Origin of the sequence: Pseudomonas sp. 18175 (genome assembly GCF_050432925.1) — a bacterium.
Lineage (GTDB): Bacteria > Pseudomonadota > Gammaproteobacteria > Pseudomonadales > Pseudomonadaceae > Aquipseudomonas.
Genome location: NZ_JBKFTO010000001.1, coordinates 153,571 through 170,666 on the forward strand (window position 1 = coordinate 153,571; position 17,096 = coordinate 170,666).

The 17,096-nt window shown below is 62.1% G+C and carries 11 protein-coding genes; all 11 read right to left on the bottom strand.

What is annotated here, in order from left to right:
- Positions 1-4,374, bottom strand: a complete 4,374-nt coding sequence (locus ACLD1Y_RS00670; RefSeq protein ID WP_429474572.1) for an RHS repeat-associated core domain-containing protein — start codon at positions 4,372-4,374, stop codon at positions 1-3.
- 12 nt (positions 4,375-4,386) lie between these two features.
- Entirely contained in the window at positions 4,387-4,818 is a 432-nt protein-coding gene (locus ACLD1Y_RS00675) for a DcrB-related protein (RefSeq protein ID WP_429474574.1), read from the bottom strand.
- Between the two features lie 15 nt (positions 4,819-4,833).
- Positions 4,834-6,774: a type VI secretion system Vgr family protein gene (locus ACLD1Y_RS00680; protein ID WP_429474576.1), complete on the bottom strand. Its 1,941-nt coding sequence runs from the start codon at positions 6,772-6,774 to the stop codon at positions 4,834-4,836.
- A 158-nt stretch (positions 6,775-6,932) separates the two neighbouring features.
- Positions 6,933-9,596 (bottom strand): type VI secretion system ATPase TssH, encoded by a 2,664-nt coding sequence (tssH, locus tag ACLD1Y_RS00685; protein WP_429474578.1) that lies wholly within the window; start codon positions 9,594-9,596, stop codon positions 6,933-6,935.
- Positions 9,589-10,632 (bottom strand): type VI secretion system baseplate subunit TssG, encoded by a 1,044-nt coding sequence (gene tssG, locus ACLD1Y_RS00690; RefSeq protein WP_429475348.1) that lies wholly within the window; start codon positions 10,630-10,632, stop codon positions 9,589-9,591. The genes tssH and tssG overlap by 8 nt, the downstream gene beginning before the upstream one ends.
- Positions 10,596-12,455, bottom strand: a complete 1,860-nt coding sequence (tssF, locus tag ACLD1Y_RS00695) for a type VI secretion system baseplate subunit TssF (protein ID WP_429474580.1) — start codon at positions 12,453-12,455, stop codon at positions 10,596-10,598. The genes tssG and tssF overlap by 37 nt, the downstream gene beginning before the upstream one ends.
- Positions 12,452-12,967, bottom strand: coding sequence for a type VI secretion system baseplate subunit TssE (tssE, locus tag ACLD1Y_RS00700; RefSeq protein WP_026013585.1), 516 nt, complete (start codon positions 12,965-12,967; stop codon positions 12,452-12,454). The genes tssF and tssE overlap by 4 nt, the downstream gene beginning before the upstream one ends.
- A 78-nt stretch (positions 12,968-13,045) precedes the next feature.
- A complete protein-coding gene (locus tag ACLD1Y_RS00705; RefSeq protein WP_017735732.1) occupies positions 13,046-13,534 on the bottom strand; it encodes an Hcp family type VI secretion system effector in 489 nt (162 codons plus the stop codon).
- A 175-nt stretch (positions 13,535-13,709) separates the two neighbouring features.
- Entirely contained in the window at positions 13,710-15,209 is a 1,500-nt protein-coding gene (gene tssC / locus ACLD1Y_RS00710; protein WP_429474583.1) for a type VI secretion system contractile sheath large subunit, read from the bottom strand.
- 2 nt (positions 15,210-15,211) lie between these two features.
- Complete coding sequence (gene tssB, locus ACLD1Y_RS00715) at positions 15,212-15,718, bottom strand: type VI secretion system contractile sheath small subunit (RefSeq protein WP_135289293.1); 507 nt, start codon at positions 15,716-15,718, stop codon at positions 15,212-15,214.
- A gap of 54 nt (positions 15,719-15,772) precedes the next feature.
- Positions 15,773-16,783, bottom strand: a complete 1,011-nt coding sequence (gene tssA, locus ACLD1Y_RS00720) for a type VI secretion system protein TssA (protein ID WP_429474586.1) — start codon at positions 16,781-16,783, stop codon at positions 15,773-15,775.
- Positions 16,784-17,096 lie beyond the last annotated feature (313 nt).

Here is a 17,096-nt window from a genome sequence, read left to right on the forward strand (position 1 = left end):
CTAATATTTTGGCTTTTCTGCTGGACCGATAAAGTCACCGGGGTCTTTGTACCGGTCGGTTAGCTGTGCACCTTTTGATCGGTTATGGGAATAGTATTCCAGCTCATAGTTGTCAGGGTCGCGCATCCAACCCCTTACTTCTTTGGTTTTAGCCCCGTGGTAACCGCCTTTGCTGTTCCAATACTTAACAGCATCGGTTTTATGGGCCATGTCAGCGTCTTTGATCGAATACCATTTTTTATCAGTGCTCTGGAACCGCATGTTTTTTCCGGAGCCAATTATTTTGCCTTCGGCTTTCATTCGCGCGATCACCGCCTTCCCTGTCCGACTGCCTTTGCCTGGTGTTCTGCCCACTGAATTCAGGCGGCAGGACAACCCGAGGGGGTCGATCCAACCGAACGGGTTGGGCGTGTATGCATAGAAATTCAACCCGCCGTGCAACCCAATCGGATCCGGCGTAGTAAACCGCCCCACATCCGGATCATAAAACCTGAACGTATTGAAATGCAGCCCCGTCTCCCGATCCAGATACTGCCCCTGAAACCGCAGGTTCTGCTCTTCGATGTAATACGGCTCCCGCGCTTCTTCCAGCGTGTTGCCCCAGACCCGATACGTCGCCTGCCAGACGTTGTGCCCATCCGCTTCGGTGAGTTGTTCGGGCAATCCGTTCAGGTCGTTGTGGTAGTACCGAATCTTCTGCAACGGCCCCGTACCGTCAACACGGGCCAGGGGCTCGTAGCCTTCGTCCTGGTAGATATAAAGACTGGTCTGACTGTGCCGATGCTCCTGCAATAACCGCAGGCCGTCCCACACAAACCGCGTTTCGCCCAGCGGGTAGCCATCGTTGGCGTATTCGGTTTTTTCAATGCGTCGGCCCAGCGGGTCGTAGGTCATCCTGACCACGCTGCCGTTCTCGTTGTGCACTTCAATCAACCGGCTTTCGGCGTCGTAGGCAAACCGCTGCAAGCCCCGCGCGGCGCTGCGTTTTTCTATCGTGCGGCCGAAGGCGTCGTAGCGGTAGCGCTTGTCCTGATAGGTCAGCAGCTTGTTATGCACCACCAACCCAGCGCCCGGTGGCGGGCCGTCGAGCAGGTTGGCGGCGGCGTCGTAGGCGAAGGTTTCGCGTTGGCCATGGAGGCTGTCTTGGCTGGCAATGATGCGGCCGGTGGCGTCGTAGTGCAGCAGTTGGCGGTGTTGGGTGGTGGGTTGCTGGTCGAGTTTGCCGATCAGGTTGTCAGCCGGGTCGTATTCGAATTGTTTTTGCGCCGCTGCGGGTAGCAACGAGGGCTGGCTGGCGTGGCGGCGTTGGCGTGCGCGCAGGCGGCCGCTGCGGTCGTATTCGCTGCGGGTGGTGAGCTGGCCTTGGGTGCGTAGTACTTCGCGGTGCAGGCGGTCGCGTTCAAAATCGCTGATGACCTGGCCGTCGAGGTTGATCTGGTGCAGGTGGCCACTGCCGTAACGTAGGCGATTGAGCCAACGGCCGTCTGGCAGTTGGGTCTGGATCAGGTTGCCGAGTTCGTCGTAGTGATGCGCCAGGTTGCCCGCTGCACTTTGCTCGGCGAGTAGCTGGCCGAGGGCGTCGTAAGCGAAGCCCAAGGCCTGTGCATTGCCCTGCACATCGGTAAAGATGACGGCGGTGAGTTGGTCCACCGGGTTGTAGGCGTAGTCGGTACGGCCATCGTCGGTGGTCTTGGCGATCAGGCGGCCAACCGCGTCACGCTCAAGGCGATGCACGATGGGCGCGGGTGGTGTCTCGGGGACGACCGCCAGGCCATTGCCGTAAGGGGCTGGGACCGCGGCGACCTCAATCACGTTATCTAGCAGGTCATAGCGGTAGCGCTTGGCACTGCCGTCGAGGTCTTGCTGTTCCGTCAACCGGTCGCCAGCATCCCAGGCAAACCGATAGCGCTCACCGTTTTCGTTGATCAGCGCTTGCAGCCGCCCGTAGCTGTCATAGCCGAACTGCACCTGCCGGCCGTGGGCGTCGGTTCGCTGGCGTACCTGGCCGCGACGGTTGTGCTGGTACAGCGTGGTGTGCCCGGCTGGGTCGGTGTAGCCCACCAGTTGCCCGCTGACGTCGCGCTGGTACTGCTCGGTGCGTCCGTCCGGCAGTTGGCTGCTGAGCAAGCGGCCCTGGGCGTCATAACTGAACAGAGTACGCTCGCCGAGGGCATCGGTGATCACCTGCAAGTTGCCACGCTCGTCGTAGCCAAAGCGGGTTGGGTAGCCCGAGCAATCAACGTGCTCGACCAACTGCCCGAACGGGTTCCAGCGCAGTTTTTTACTTTTGCCGGTGGCGTCGATGATTTCTACGGGTTGGCCGTGATCGTCATAGCGGTAGCGGGTGACGTAGCCCAGCGGGTCGGTCTCGGCGGTGCAATTGCCACGCGGGTCGTAGCGATACTGCCAACTGTTGTCGGCGGAGTCGGTCTCCACCATCGGCAACGCCCAATGCTCCAGCCACAACGTCGACTCACTGCGCCCCAACGGGTCACTCTCGCCGATCAGATTCCCGGCTTCGTCATAGCTGTATTCATAACGCCCACCCTGCGGGTCGGTGGCGCTGAGCAATTGGCGTTCGTCGTTCCACTCAAACAACCAGGTCTGGCCGAGGTTGTCGCGGTACTCAGTAATTTGGTGCTGTGGGTTCCACCGCCGTGTGCTGACGCGCTGCAAGCCGTCGCTGATACGGGTAAGGCCGGTCTGCAAGTCATAGTCGAACTGGTACGCGTCGCCCTCGTCGGTCCAATGCCGGACCACGCGCCACTCCAGGCCTTCAACCAATGCCCACTCATAAAAGCAACGCAATCCGGTGGGCAGTTGATGCTCCACCATCCGGCGGGCGCTGTCGTAGGCGAAACGCCGCTGCACTTGGCCGGTAGCATCGCGAACTTCAGCCAGGTTACCGGTGCTGTCATAGCCATAACTGACCAGCACTTCGCGACGCTCATCAGGGTAGACACGTTCGATCCGCACCAACTGGCCTTGATCACGGATCAACGCCACCTGCACCAAATCGAAGGTATCGCGCAGCCGCACCAGGCGCCCGGCGTCGTCGTAGTCGATATAAATACGGTTGTCGTTGCGGTCGCCAAGCTGAGTCAGGCGCAGCAGCGTGGGGTTGGCGCTGGGCTCAAACAAACGGTACAGGCCATCGTCGCTCTCGATCAGCAACTGCCCATTGAGATGACGCCGCACCGCCAGCCCTTCGCCAGCGCTGAACACCGCGCCACCCAAGGGAATCGAGCCCATGTCGATAGGGCGACCTTGCTCGTCGGTGTAGATCAGCGTGTCGCCGCCATCGGGATGGGGGCGGATCTCGACGCATACTTCATACACCACGCTCCAACCCGCGCCAAACACGCTACCGGTGCGTTCATCGCGGCTGTTGTAGAAGCGTTGCCAATCGATGGGCAGGATGCCCGGCAGTACGAAATCCAGCTCCTCGGCACCGCCCAGGACCTTGGCGCCCGTGGCCGCGTGCACCGGGTTCGATGAGCCCATCGCGGCATTGGCCATGGCGCCCATGGCACTGCTGACGGCCATCGAGGTGGCGCCACTGATCAGCATGCACGGCAATTTACTGAAGAACTTGCCCTTGCCGCCCTTGAGCATCAACAACGCCGTCACCGCCAGCCCGACGCCTGGGGTCTTGCCGCTGCGAATCTCGCGCACCACCACCGAGCCGCCGCCAATGGTCACGTTGGACGAGATCAACCCGGACGACACCACCTTTGCATCACAAGTACTGCGATCACCACTGCGCACCGCCGGCTGGCCGTTGATCGTGACCTTGTCCGACCCTTCGGCCAGAAACTGCGGTGGCATCGGCGGATGCTTCATGCAGGCCACCAGGTCCAGCGGCTTGGGCACGGCGCCAGGCGCTGGCGTGGCCACGGTGGGGCGCCACATCTGCGAGAAGAAACTCTCGGCCATGTCCAGGTAGCTGGCTTCTGGCGCGGGTTCTTCCAGCTCGGTACCCGCTGGCGCGACATGGGAGCTGATTGCCCCGGCAGCGCGAGCAGCGGGAATGTTGTTGGTCAGGGTATTGGTGGAGCCGGTGAGAATATTGGCCTGCACCGTGGGCGGGAACAGGGCGTTGCTGAAACTCTCACATAAATTCGATAAGCCTTTGTCCGCGCCGGTCTTGCTCATGGCCAGCCCGACAATGGTGCCCACCACCGCGCCCAGCAGGAAGCAGCCAAGCCCGCCGGTGGCCACGGTAATCCCGGTGGCGGCGACCACGGCAGCGGTCGCCACGGCGGTGATGGCGATATTGGCCGCCACCTCCAGCACGCCGCCGAGAATGTCGGCCATCATCGAGGTGTGGTCGAGCGCATCGCCCATTCGGGCCGCCCAAAGCGCGTCAGACATGCAGGCCGCTCATCAAAGGGCGTCGAACGACAGCGAATTCTTGATCAAGGCCCAGTGCGCCGCCTCGGCATCCCCCAAGGCGTCGGCCTTCACATAACTCAAGGCAAGCATCTTGCGCGTACCCGGCAGCACCAGCGCCAGTTGGTACTGGAACACCTTGTCATTGCCCTTGTTGAACTGGCTGCGCAGCTCAATCGCCGGCACGTCCTGATCCGCCCCCAACCGCACATCAACGCCCGGCTGGAAGCGCAAATCCTGCACCTGTTTTTCCAGGCGCTTGAGCTGGTCATCGAAGTTGCTGTGCAGGGTTTCACCGTCTGCCAGCAAGCTGCGGCTGATGATCAGCGAAGTGCCCAGCTCGGGGAACTTGAGGATGTTGATCGTGGCGTCCTGCACCTCGGCGGCGGGCAGTTGCAGCTGGAATTCGTTGATTCGGTACGTCATGGAAAACAGGTCTCGTCAGGAGCTTTTAGGCGTTGGGAACGCGGCTTTGATATTGGCGTCGATGCTGGTTTTCACACCCTGGCCATCGGGCGTTGCGCCGGGGCCGCCGCCGTTGTTCAGGTGCAGCACGCCACCGGTGTTGAACTCGGCATCGCCGCTGGCGTAGAAGCTGATTTGCACGCCGGTCAGGTTGATCTGCCCGCTGGCGTTCAATTCCAGGATGCTTTCGCCACACACCAGACGCAGGTTTTCGCCCACTTCGATGACGTAGCTTTGGCTGATGCTGTCGGTCTTTTTCTGGCCCACCGAGAGGATGTCTTCCTGCTTGACGATGCGCAGGCGGTTATTGCCAATCGTCACCGTCTCGTTGTGCCCAACGCTCTTGTTACGGTCATGCCCCACCGAATGGCTCTCATCCACCTCCACCACGATGTCCTGATTACGCTCGGCGTGGATATACAGCTGCTCCAGCCCCTTCTTGTCCTCCATGCGGATTTCATTGAAGTTGGCCGGCGTGCCGCCCTTGCTGGAGCGACTTTTCATGCCGCTTTGGGTGGCGTTTTCCGGCAGGTCGTAGGGCACGGTCTGTTCGGCGTTGTACACCCGCCCGGTGATGATCGGCCGGTCAGGATCGCCTTCCAGAAAGCTCACGATCACTTCCTGGCCGATCCGTGGGATCTGCATCGAACCCCAGTTTTTGCCTGCCCAGGACTGCGATACCCGAATCCAGCACGAGCTGTTTTCGTTGGACTGGTCGTGACGGTCCCAGTGGAAGTGCACCTTCACGCGGCCGTACTGGTCGGTCCAGATTTCCTCACCTTTGGGGCCGACCACCACGGCGGTCTGCGGGCCTTTGACCTCTGGCCGATGGGTGCTCTGCAAGGCGCGGTAGCTTTGCTGTGCGGGGATGCAGTTGAGGCTGCTTTCGAACTGTGCCGAGCCCGATCCACCACCGCTTTCCAGGCTTTCCTGGGTGATGTAGTAGCGGATGCCGACGATCAGGTATTCGCGGTTCTGGTCCTGGCGACTGAAGCCGGTGAGGCTGAACAAATGCCCCGACCCCAGGCCCCGTGCATTGCCACTGAATTCGATCTGCTCATGCTGGGTGTGCAGGGCTTCGATGCGGGTGCGGGCGTAGTGTTCGCCGTCCTCGCTTTGCACGTAGGTGCCGGGGTAGTCGTACAGCGGATAATCGCCGGCGGTGTGCTCGCGGGGTATGGCCGACCGCACGTCGATGCGAGCGCTGGGGCGCTGGAAATCGTAGTCGTTGAGCTCCAGCGAGCCGGGTTGGACATTCCGTGCCAGATGCCAGTTGTGCATATGGTCGCGCTCGCGCTGTTGCTCATCCTTGGGGTAATACGGGATCGAGGCGTAGCCGGGCACGGTGGTGTGGGCGCCATAGGCGTCGGCCAGCACCAGCACATGGCGGTCCTGTTCATGGCGGAAGAAGTAGTAGATGCCTTCCTGTTCCATCAGGCGGCTGACGAAATCGAAGCTGGTCTCGCGGTACTGCACGCAGTATTCCCACTCGCGGTACGGGCGGCTCAGGGCGTCTTCGAAGTCGGAAAAACCCAGGTCGCGAAACACCTGCTTGATGATCTGCGGGATGCTCAGGTTCTGGAAAATCCGGCAGTCCGAGGTGCGGCTCAGCAACCAGAACCACGGGCGCAGCACCACCTGGTAACTGGCGAACTGGCCTTGGTCGATGTCTTGGCTGCAACGGGCGACGATGCCGTGGAAGTGCCGCTCGCCACCGTCTGCCAGCTGCACGCCCACGCTCATGGGTTTGCCCAGCAACTGGTTGAGGTCGATGTTGGCGTCCAGGGAGGTCAGTTGCAGCTCATAGCTGAACAGCCGCCCCAACTCCTCACCGCCGCCCATTTGGTTGAGCAGCAGCACATCCGGCCCGAGGGGGCTGGTGATTTTGGCCAGGCGTGAGGCTTGGTTAAAAAGCATCGGGTATCTCGTAAATGACTAGATAACTGAAGAAACCGAATCCAAATGTGGGAGCGGGCTTGCTCGCGAATGCGGTGAGTCAGCCACCGGATGTGTCAACTGACACAGCGCTTTCGCGAGCAAGCCCGCTCCCACATTTTTTACCGCGTTCCGTCAGGTCAATCGGCGTCGCTGAAGGCGTAGTGCAATTCGTTATCCCGACTGCTGATCCGCACCCCCGCCAACGCCTTGCCTTCCAGCATGCGCGTGAGGAACTCGCGGCTCATGTCCGGCAGCAGGCTGTTGGTGAGGATGGTGTCGATCATGCGCCCGCCGCTTTCGGTTTCGGTGCAGCGCGAGACGATCAAATCGATCACCGCGTCGTCGTAGTCGAAGGCCACCTTGTGGGTGCTCTCCACACGCTTCTTGATGCGGTTCAGTTGCAGGCGGGTGATCGCCTTGAGCATCTCGTCGCTTAGCGGGTAGTACGGGATCGTTACCAAACGGCCAAGCAGTGCCGGCGGGAAAATCTCCAACAGCGGCTGGCGCAACGCCTTGGCGATCTCTTCCGGCTCCGGCACATTCGCAGGGTCTTTGCACACGCGGGAAATCAGCTCGGTACCGGCGTTGGTGGTCAACAGGATCAGGGTGTTCTTGAAGTCGATCACCCGGCCTTCGCCGTCTTCCATCACGCCTTTGTCGAACACCTGGAAAAAAATCTCATGCACGTCCGGGTGGGCTTTTTCCACCTCGTCCAACAGCACCACGCTGTAGGGTTTGCGCCGTACGGCTTCGGTCAGCACGCCGCCTTCGCCGTAGCCGATGTAGCCCGGTGGCGCGCCCTTGAGGGTGGACACCGTGTGGGCTTCCTGGAACTCGCTCATGTTGATGGTGATCACGTTCTGCTCGCCGCCGTACATGGCTTCGGCCAGGGCCAGGGCGGTCTCGGTCTTGCCCACGCCCGAGGTGCCGGCGAGCATGAACACGCCAATCGGCTTGCTCGGGTTGTCGAGGCCGGCGCGGGAGGTCTGGATGCGCTTGGCGATCATCTGCAACGCGTGGTCTTGGCCGATGATGCGTTTTTTCAGATGCTGGTCGAGGTTGAGCACCGTCTCCAGCTCATTGCGCGCCATGCGGCCCACTGGGATGCCGGTCCAATCGGCGACGACCGAGGCCACGGCCTGGTAATCCACGGTGGGCAGGATCAGCGGAGTTTCGCCTTGCAGGGCGCTGAGGCGCTGCTGCAGGTCGACCAGTTGGGCGCGCAGCTCGTCGTTGCCGCTGTCTACGGTACCGACGGTTTCGCGCAGGGTCGCGCGGGTGGCGAGCAGTTCGTCCACCAGCGCTTTTTCTTCGGCCCAGCGGCTTTCCAGGGTAGCCAGACGCTCACGCTCGGCACTCAACAGCGCTTCGCTGTTGGTTTGACGCGCACCAATGGCAATGCCGATGGCATGCTCGCGGGCGATGATTTGCAGCTCGGTTTCCAGGGCCTCGATGCGACGGCGGCTGTCGTCCACTTCGGCGGGCACTGCGTGCAGGCTGATGGCGACGCGGGCGCAGGCGGTGTCCAACAGGCTTACGGACTTGTCCGGCAACTGACGCGCCGGGATGTAGCGATGGGACAGCTTCACCGAGGCTTCCAGGGCTTCGTCGAGGATCTGCACCTGATGGTGTTTCTCCATGGTCGAGGCCACACCGCGCATCATCAGCAGCGCCTTGTCTTCCGAAGGCTCGGCCACCTGCACCACTTGGAAACGCCGGGTCAGCGCTGGGTCTTTCTCGATGTGCTTTTTGTACTCAGCCCAGGTGGTAGCGGCCACGGTCCGCAGGGTGCCACGGGCCAAGGCAGGCTTGAGCAGGTTAGCCGCATCGCCGGTCCCGGCGGCGCCACCGGCACCGACCAATGTGTGGGCTTCGTCGATAAACAGGATGATCGGCTTGGGCGAGGCCTGCACGTCTTCGATGACCTGGCGCAGGCGCTGTTCGAACTCGCCTTTCATGCTCGCGCCAGCTTGCAGCAGGCCCACGTCGAGGCTGCGCAGTTCCACGTCCTTGAGCGCGGGCGGCACGTCGCCGGCGACGATGCGCAGGGCGAAACCTTCAACCACGGCGGTCTTGCCCACGCCCGCTTCACCCGTGAGGATCGGGTTGTTCTGGCGTCGGCGCATGAGGATATCCACCAGTTGGCGAATCTCTTCATCACGGCCCACGATAGGGTCGAGCTTGCCGCTGCGGGCCTGTTCGGTCAGGTCCACGGTGAAGCGCTTGAGGGCTTCTTGCTTGCCCATGGCACTGGGCGCCATGGCGCCGCTGGCTTCACCCGGTACGGCACCGGCATTGAAACCATCGCTGGCGCTCAGGGCGTTTTCCGGCGAGTCGCCGACGTATTCGTCAAAGCGTTCGCTCAAGGCTTCTGCCTTGATCTTGTCGAATTCTGCCGACAAACCCAGCAATGCATGGCGCAAGCTCGGCGTCTTCAAGATGCCCAGCACCAGGTAACCGGTACGCACCTGGCTTTCGCCAAACATCAGGCTGCCGTAGACCCAGCCGCGCTCAACGGCTTCTTCCACATGGGAGGACAGGTCGGTGATCGACGTCGAGCCGCGGGGCAGGCGGTCCAGCGCTTCGGTGAGGTCACGGGCCAGGCGCGCCGGTTCCACGTTGAACTGACGGATGATGCGGTGCAGGTCCGAGTCCTGCAGTTGCAGCAACTGGTGAAACCAGTGGGCCAGTTCCACGTAGGGGTTACCGCGCAACTTGCAGAACACCGTGGCGGCTTCGATGGCCTTGTAGGCCACGCTGTTGAGTTTGCCGAACAGTGCGGCGCGACTGATTTCACCCATGCTCTGGATTCCTTGAGGTAGTGGCGTGGTCGGCGTAATGCCGGGCCAGGATTAGGTCGTTGGCGTCTTGCTCGGGCTTGCCGAGCCAGGTGTTGAAGCCCAGGCGGAACTGGCCGTTAAGTTGCAGCGCCGGCACTTCGGGTTGTTGCAGAACCAGGTTCAAGTCCCAGTCCAATTCATGGCCCAGGTACTCGGCCACCCACGCCACCAGCTCGTTGAACGGCTGTTGGCCGGGCAGCATGCCCATGTAGTCGTCAAGGGTGAGCGGGCCGAGGCGGATGCGGAATTTATGCTGGCGGTCCCACACATGGCTGCCCAGGCAAAAGTCCACACCCAGGCGGTTGGCGCTCACGCCCACGCGGCTGCGTTCGGGCAGTTCCAGCCATTGGCCGACGTACTCTTCGATCGCCACGGGCAGGCCGAAATACTCGCCGAGGATGGCCTTCAAACCGTCCGGGTAACGGGTTTGCGCCGACAGGTGGCCGCTGTAATGCAGCTTTGCGGTGTCGGGGATCAAACCCTGGTTGAGCAAGCTCGGCATGCCGCGTCCGCTCAGGGCCGCGAGGCGTGCGGACCAGTAATCGTCGTCTGGGCGGTCATGGCTGACCGTTGGCCGCGCCTCGGCCCAGGCCCGGTAAAACAGGCTGAGCAGGCGATGGTGGAACACATCCAAAAACTGTTTGCTGGTGCTGTCGGCGTTGTTGCGCTGACGCTCGCGCACATACTCGGTGATGTGCAGCGGCAGCGGGCCGTTGGGGCCGCCGAGGCCGAAGAAAAACTGCTCCAGGCGCGCCGGTTTGCCGTCGCCACCGGGATCGACCGAGGCCAGCGTGGCCGGTGCGAAGGTGCAATCGGCCTGTTGCCCCAGGCGCAGTGGGTCGTCCGCCAGGCGCAGGGAGTGGCCCAGGCGCGGCAGGTCCGGCGATTCGCACTCGATACGCCGCAGCGCCTGGAAAAAATCGTATTCCCAGGGCTCCTGATGCATCGCATCCAAGGTATTCACAGGGTCGGCCGCCGGCCGGGCTTGGCTTTCCAGCGCATGATCTCGCCGCGCTCGGTAGTACGGATCACCGTTTCGGTAAAGCTGTTAATCGACACGTAGCGCGCTAAAAAGCGTTCCAGCACCGCACCGAGCAGGAACACGCCGGTGCCGCGAAACGCGTTTTCATCGAACTCCAACGTGATCTCCAAACCACGGCCAAACACAATCGGGCCGGGCATCGGCAGGCGCCGGGTGACGGCTTTGCTGCTGACTTCGCGCAGGCCTTCGATCTGCAATTGCAGCGCCGCGTCGTTGCTGTCGCCGTACAGGCGCAGCAGTTCGCGCAAGGCGCCGGCGCCCTGGCCTTGCTCGCTCAACGACAGGTAATTGAGCGACAGCTGGCTGATCAGGCGCCAGGCCTTGGCGTCGTGGGCATGGCTGGCACGCGGGCGGCTCGGCCCGGCCACGCAACGCACAGATAACACCGGCGCGCTGTCGGCCAGGGTGAAGTCGGTCTTGCCATTGCCCACGCTCATGAATAACGGCAAATCGCGGTTGGTGCACAGCGCGGTCACGCCGAGCTGACGCAAGTCGTGGCCGTACGGCGCCTGGCGGCTGTCCACCAGGCTGACGAAGGTTTCACTGCCCACATAGGTGGAGCGCGGGCCATTGCGGCGCTGATCGCTGGACAACACTCGGGGCTCACGGCGCACCGTGTAGTAGGCCTGATCGCGGCCATAACGCGATGGATCGCGCACCGCATAAAACGGCAAAAACGGCTGCTCCGGCCCGGTGCCGTGGCCGGTGAGGCCGCTCAGGGAGTGAATCTCGAAGTCCATCGGCCGCGTGCGGTCGGCGATCACATGGTGTTCGTTGACCCGGTCCGACAGATGGATACGGTCCACACGCTTGGGAAACAGGTTGATCGCCGGCGTACAGAACGGCAAAAACTGCGCCGCGCCGACGCTGCCTTCCAGGCTCGGCTCGTGACGATCAAACAGCACGATCAGCTCCAGCTCCTGGCCATCGCAGCGCTTGACCGCCCGGCTCAGCTCGGCGAATTCCACGAACAGAAAACGGTGGGGCAGGGCGAAGTATTCCTGAAGCAAGCGATAGCCCTGGAACGCCCGCGCCACCACGGGCATGGCGGCGTCGGCATCGTCAAAACCCCGGGAACGCAGCGCGTCCTGGGGCAACCGCTCGACCCAATCGCCACCGGGCTTGCGTGCAAACACCGCGCAGGCATTGCCCAGCAGTTGCTCGTACAGGCGGAAGGGTTGCTCATCGGCGCCGCTTAAGTACAGCGGCAGGTTGTCCAGGTCGAGGCTGTTGAACGGCAGTTCGGCGCCGGTGCGCAGGGTCAGGCGCAGGCCAGCCTTGGCTTTCGGTTCGCTGGCGGCCAGGCGACCGAGCACGGCGCCGGGGTTGCCGAAGTATTCGGCGTTGCTGACCTGCAACGGCCACAACGTCACCGGGTGCGCGGTGCGGTACTCGCAGCAGGTTTGGGTTTCACGGCCCAGGGCGGCGCGCAAGACGGTGTCGCGGGGCAGCGGGAAGCCACTGGCCAGTGAGCCTTCGTCCGGGTCGGTCTGCAATTGCACCACGGTCATCGACGGCGTGGGCGCCAGGTAGTGCGGGTAGGCGATTTCCAGCAGGTTGTGGGTGAAGGTCGGGTACTCGGCGTCGAGCTTGAGTTGCACGCGGGCCGTGAGGTAGGCAAAGCCTTCGAGCAAACGTTCGACGTACGGGTCGGCGCAGTCCATGCCGGACAACGTCAGCCGACTGGCGATCTTCGGGTATTCCTTGGCGAACTCGGCGGCGCTTTCGCGCACATGGTGCAGTTCCTGGTTGTACAGCTCCAGCAGGCGCGGGTTCATGGGCGTCTCCGCTGGTCGGCATTCACCACGCGTACATGGCCGGACTCCAGGTCCAGGTCGGTTTGCAGCAACAGGCGCAAGGGCACAGGCTGCGCCCACAGGTCGCCTTCGATCTCGAAACTGAGCGCGTTGTGGTTCATCTCGCCATGGCCGACACGGGCTTTGACCCGCAAGGTGTGGCGCAGAATGCGCGGTTCAAACGTGGCGATGGCCTGGTAGATCAACGCTTCGAGCGCCTTGATATCGACGCTGGACACACTGTTGCCCGCCAGCGCCGGCAGGCCGTAATTGACCACCGAAGTACCGGCCGGGGTGTGCAGCGTTGCATCGGCATCCAACAACGACGTGGTGTTGAGCAGCCACGCCAGGTCGCGCAGCACCGAGGCTTTCAATTGGGTCAGGGACAGCACGCGTTTGTCGGCGCTTTCCTTGAGATTGGTTGGATCGTCATCGGTCAACCGGTCCAGCAGGGACGGTTGCAGACGGTCGCGGGAAGCGATTTCAGTGACCACCAAAGCAGCTCCACGGACGGGTTGCGGGAGGGACAAAATGCAGGCGGCCGTGGCGCAGAACCAGGGCCGCCAAGGCTATCAGCGCTTGGTGTTGGAACGGATATTCCAGCCAAACTTGATCGCGCCGCCGTCTTTGGTGCCGTCGGCTTTCTGCGGCTGGTAGTCGACCATTACTTGGGCAAAGTTCAGGGTGACGTTTTCGGTCAGGCGGTCATCGGAGCCCGAACCGCCGGTGCTCAGCGAGGTAACCAGCACTTCTTCCAGGTTGATCACCATGTACTCGACCTGGCTTTCACCACCGGCCTTGCGCACGGTGAGCTTGACCTTGTCGATGTGCTTGCCGCTGGCGCAGTGCATCATCAGGTTCGGCGAGGCCTTGTCGACGTACTTGGTCAGCGACAGGTCCTGGATATTCACCTTGCCTGCACCGCCGCCACCGCCCACGTGCATGTTGCCGGACTGGGCCATGCCCCAGCTCCAGTTCAATACGTCGATTTCGTCCTTGTGGGCTTTGTCCATGGACTCGCCCTTGATGTCGCCGATCTTGATGAAAATATCAACAGCCATGTTTTCTCCCTGTGTGGCGTGGGCCACTGAATGTGTTGATGTCGCCGACCCCTGTACGAGCGAGCTTGCTCGCGAAGGTCGTTAACGATGACGCGGGCATCCTGGATGGTCGCGGCGTCTTTGAGTTTTTCGCGAGCAAGCTCGCTCCTACAGGGAGCGAGCCGGTCCCGATTATTTATGCGCCCTTGGCCGAAGGCAGCTTCGACACCAAACGCAGCGACACGGTCAGCCCTTCCAGCTGGTAGTGCGGGCGCAGGTAGAACTTGGAGTTGTAGTACCCCGGGTTGCCTTCCACTTCTTCCACGATCACTTCGGCCGCCGCCAACGGGTGCTGGGCCTTGGTGGTTTCGGTGGAGTGCGCCGGATCACCGTCCACGTAGTTGAGGATCCAGTCCTGCAACCAGCGCTGCATCTCGTCCTTCTCTTTGAAGGAACCGATCTTGTCGCGCACGATGCACTTCAAGTAGTGGGCGAAGCGGCACGTGGCGAACAGGTACGGCAGGCGCGCGGCCAGGTTGGCGTTGGCGGTGGCGTCCGGGTCGTCGTATTCGGCCGGTTTCTGCAACGACTGGGCGCCGATGAACGCGGCGAAGTCGGTGTTTTTCTTGTGCAGCAGCGGCATGAAACCGTTCTTCGCCAGCTCCGCTTCACGGCGGTCGCTGATGGCGATTTCGGTCGGGCACTTCATGTCCACGCCACCGTCATCGGTGGGGAAGGTGTGGGCTGGCAGGTTCTCGACTTCACCACCGGACTCCACGCCACGGATGCGCGAGCACCAGCCGTAGTGCTTGAACGAACGGTTGATGTTCACCGCCATCGCGTAGGCGGCGTTGGCCCAGGTGTACTTGGAGCTGTCGGCACCGTCGGTGTTTTCTTCGAAGGCGAAGGCTTCCACCGGGTCGGTCTTGGCGCCGTACGGCAGGCGCGCCAGGAAGCGCGGCATGGTCAGGCCGATGTAGCGCGCATCTTCCGATTCACGCAGGGAGCGCCAGCCGGCGTATTCCGGGGTGGTGAAGATCTTGGTCAGGTCGCGCGGGTTCGACAGTTCTTGCCACGAGCCCATGCCCATCACGGTCGGCGATGCAGCTGCAATGAACGGGGAGTGCATGGCGGCGCAGACTTTGGACAGCTCGCCCAGCAGTTCCACATCCGGTGGCGACTGGTCGAAGTAGTAGTCGCCCACCAGGCAGCCGTAAGGTTCGCCGCCGAACTGGCCGTATTCTTCTTCGTACATCTTCTTGAAGATCGGGCTCTGGTCCCACGCGGTGCCCTTGAATTTCTTCAAGGTCTTGTGCAGGTCCGGCTTGGAGATGTTGAGCACGCGGATCTTGAGTTGCTCATCGCTCTCGGTGTTGTTGACCAGGTAGTGCAGGCCACGCCAGGCGCTTTCCAGTTGTTGGAAATCCTGATGGTGGATGATCTGGTTGACCTGGGCAGTGAGCTTTGCGTCGATGGCGGCGATGATCGATTCAATCGACTTGATCGCGTCGTTGGACACCAGGTCAGTCTGGGCCAACGCCTGTTCAGCCAGGGTGCGCACGGCGGTTTCCACGGCTTCGCGGGCACGCTCGGTCTTGGGCTTGAATTCTTGCAGCAGCAGGTTGGCGAACTCGCTGGCTTCTTCGGTTTGGGTGCCGAGGATCTGGCTGCCCTCGCGGGCGGTATTGTCCGTCATGATTACTGGTCCCCTACAGGCTTGGGCGCGCTGGCAAGTGCTTGCAGCAGTGCCGGGTCCTTGATCGCCTTCATGATGATTTCTTCAGCGCCAGTCTTGCCGTCCATGTAGGTCAGCAGGTTGGCCAACTGGGTGCGGGCTTCGAGCAGTTGGTTGAGCGAATCAACCTTGCGCGCCACGGCGGCGGGGCTGAAGTCGTCCATGCTTTCGAAGGTGATGTCCAGGCTCAAGTTGCCTTCGCCGGTCAGCTCGTTCGGAACGTGGAAGGCCACGCGCGGCTGCATGGCCTTGAGGCGCGAGTCGAAATTGTCGACGTCCACTTCAAGGAACTTGCGGTCGGCCACAGGTGCCAGCGGCTCGGCGGGCTTGCCGGCGAGGTCGGCCATCACGCCCATCACGAAGGGCAGCTGGACCTTTTTTTCGGCGCCGTAGAGCTCGACGTCGTACTCGATCTGCACTCGAGGCGCACGGTTGCGCGCGATGAATTTCTGAGAACTTTGCTTCGCCACGTTGCTGCTCCTGGTCGCTTGAGCGACGGTGTTGTTACTGGACTGCCGGACGCCTTACTCGTCGTCCGGGCCGCGCAGGTTTTCAAATTGGGACATGCCATCGGGAATCAGGTTGCGCACAATCGCCGCGAAGTCGGCGTGCACCAGATTCTTCGCCCGGTTCAACAGCACCGGCAACGGGCTCGAAGGCTCGTGCCGGGTGTAGTACGCAAGGATCTTGTCGAGGCTGCGCAGCACGTCATCGCGGCTGGCGATGTCGCCGACCGGGCGGGGTGCTGCGGGGGCGGCGGCGTATTCGACCGAGGGGGCACTGTCTTCACTGACGGCCTCGGGAACGCTGCTGCCGGGCACTGCTTGGTTGAGTATCTGCAACGCCTGTTTGAGCGGTTGCTTCAAGGCACTGAGGTCCACGCCCTGGGCGGAACCGACTTGATCGTTGACCTGTTCTTCGATGGCTTCGCAGGCCGCACGCGCTGCGCTCAAGGCGTCACGGGTGGCTTGCAGCTGCTCGGGGTCGCTGTCGAGGAATGCCGCATTGAGCTGCTGGGCGCCCAATTGCTCATCGGCAAAGTTCTGCAAACCGCTGGCGTTGAGCGCCGCGCGCAGGCTCACGGGGCCGAAGGTGCGCGAGCGCGTAAGGATGCTTTCGCGCAGCAGGCGGATGTTGGTGTCGCAGGTCAGGCCGGTGAGGGCGTTGATGCGTACGGTGGGGTCGTTATCGTCGTCGGCATCCAGGCGCGGGTGCAGCTCGGCCCAGTAGTCGCGCAGCAGCGCGTTGATCAGGGCGAGGGCTTCGGCAAACCCTGCAATGCCTTGCAAGGCAAGGGCGCTTTGCACCAGAAAATGGGTGATGCGCAGGTCTTTGCTGCGCTGCAACAGGTCGAGGCTTTGCTGCTGGATGCTGCGCCATTCCGGCGGCTCGGCAGGCAGGATGGCGTCGCCCATGCTGCGCTCGGGCTGGCCCTTGGCGGCACGCTCTAGTTGTAGAAAGTCCGCGTCATATTCCATGTCTTCACCACACGGCGAAGTCGCGGAAACGGCGGTGAGCAGCAACGGCACATCCACTGAAATTGATCTCCCTATCAGCCCGTTAGATGGCGGGCAATTCATGCATTAGTTGCGCGAGGAACTTTGCATGTTTTTTCGGTCATATAAGCAGGACGCCACTAGTGTGCCATCACTGATCTATGCGAAGTTGTGCATTTTTGGTGTAGTACTTACGCCTTGTCAAGGTAAGCTATTCGCCCTCTGTGACAGATGTGCGGTGCTTAACAACCTGCGCGACTGGTGGGTCGAACGGCGCACCGGGACAGGATTTTTGTCATGGAGCCCAGTTAAGATCAGCGATCATGCGGGAAAAAGCAGGTTGTAGACGGTC

Excerpts from the sequence above, each read along its gene's own strand:
- tssC (WP_429474583.1), bottom strand. The coding sequence starts at position 15,209 with ATGACGGACAATACCGCCCGCGAGGGCAGCCAGATCCTCGGCACCCAA.
- ACLD1Y_RS00680 (WP_429474576.1), bottom strand. The coding sequence starts at position 6,774 with ATGCTTTTTAACCAAGCCTCACGCCTGGCCAAAATCACCAGCCCCCTC.
- ACLD1Y_RS00675 (WP_429474574.1), bottom strand. The coding sequence starts at position 4,818 with ATGACGTACCGAATCAACGAATTCCAGCTGCAACTGCCCGCCGCCGAG.
- ACLD1Y_RS00705 (WP_017735732.1), bottom strand. The coding sequence starts at position 13,534 with ATGGCTGTTGATATTTTCATCAAGATCGGCGACATCAAGGGCGAGTCC.
- tssF (WP_429474580.1), bottom strand. The coding sequence starts at position 12,455 with ATGAACCCGCGCCTGCTGGAGCTGTACAACCAGGAACTGCACCATGTG.
- tssH (WP_429474578.1), bottom strand. The coding sequence starts at position 9,596 with ATGGGTGAAATCAGTCGCGCCGCACTGTTCGGCAAACTCAACAGCGTG.
- ACLD1Y_RS00670 (WP_429474572.1), bottom strand. The coding sequence starts at position 4,374 with ATGTCTGACGCGCTTTGGGCGGCCCGAATGGGCGATGCGCTCGACCAC.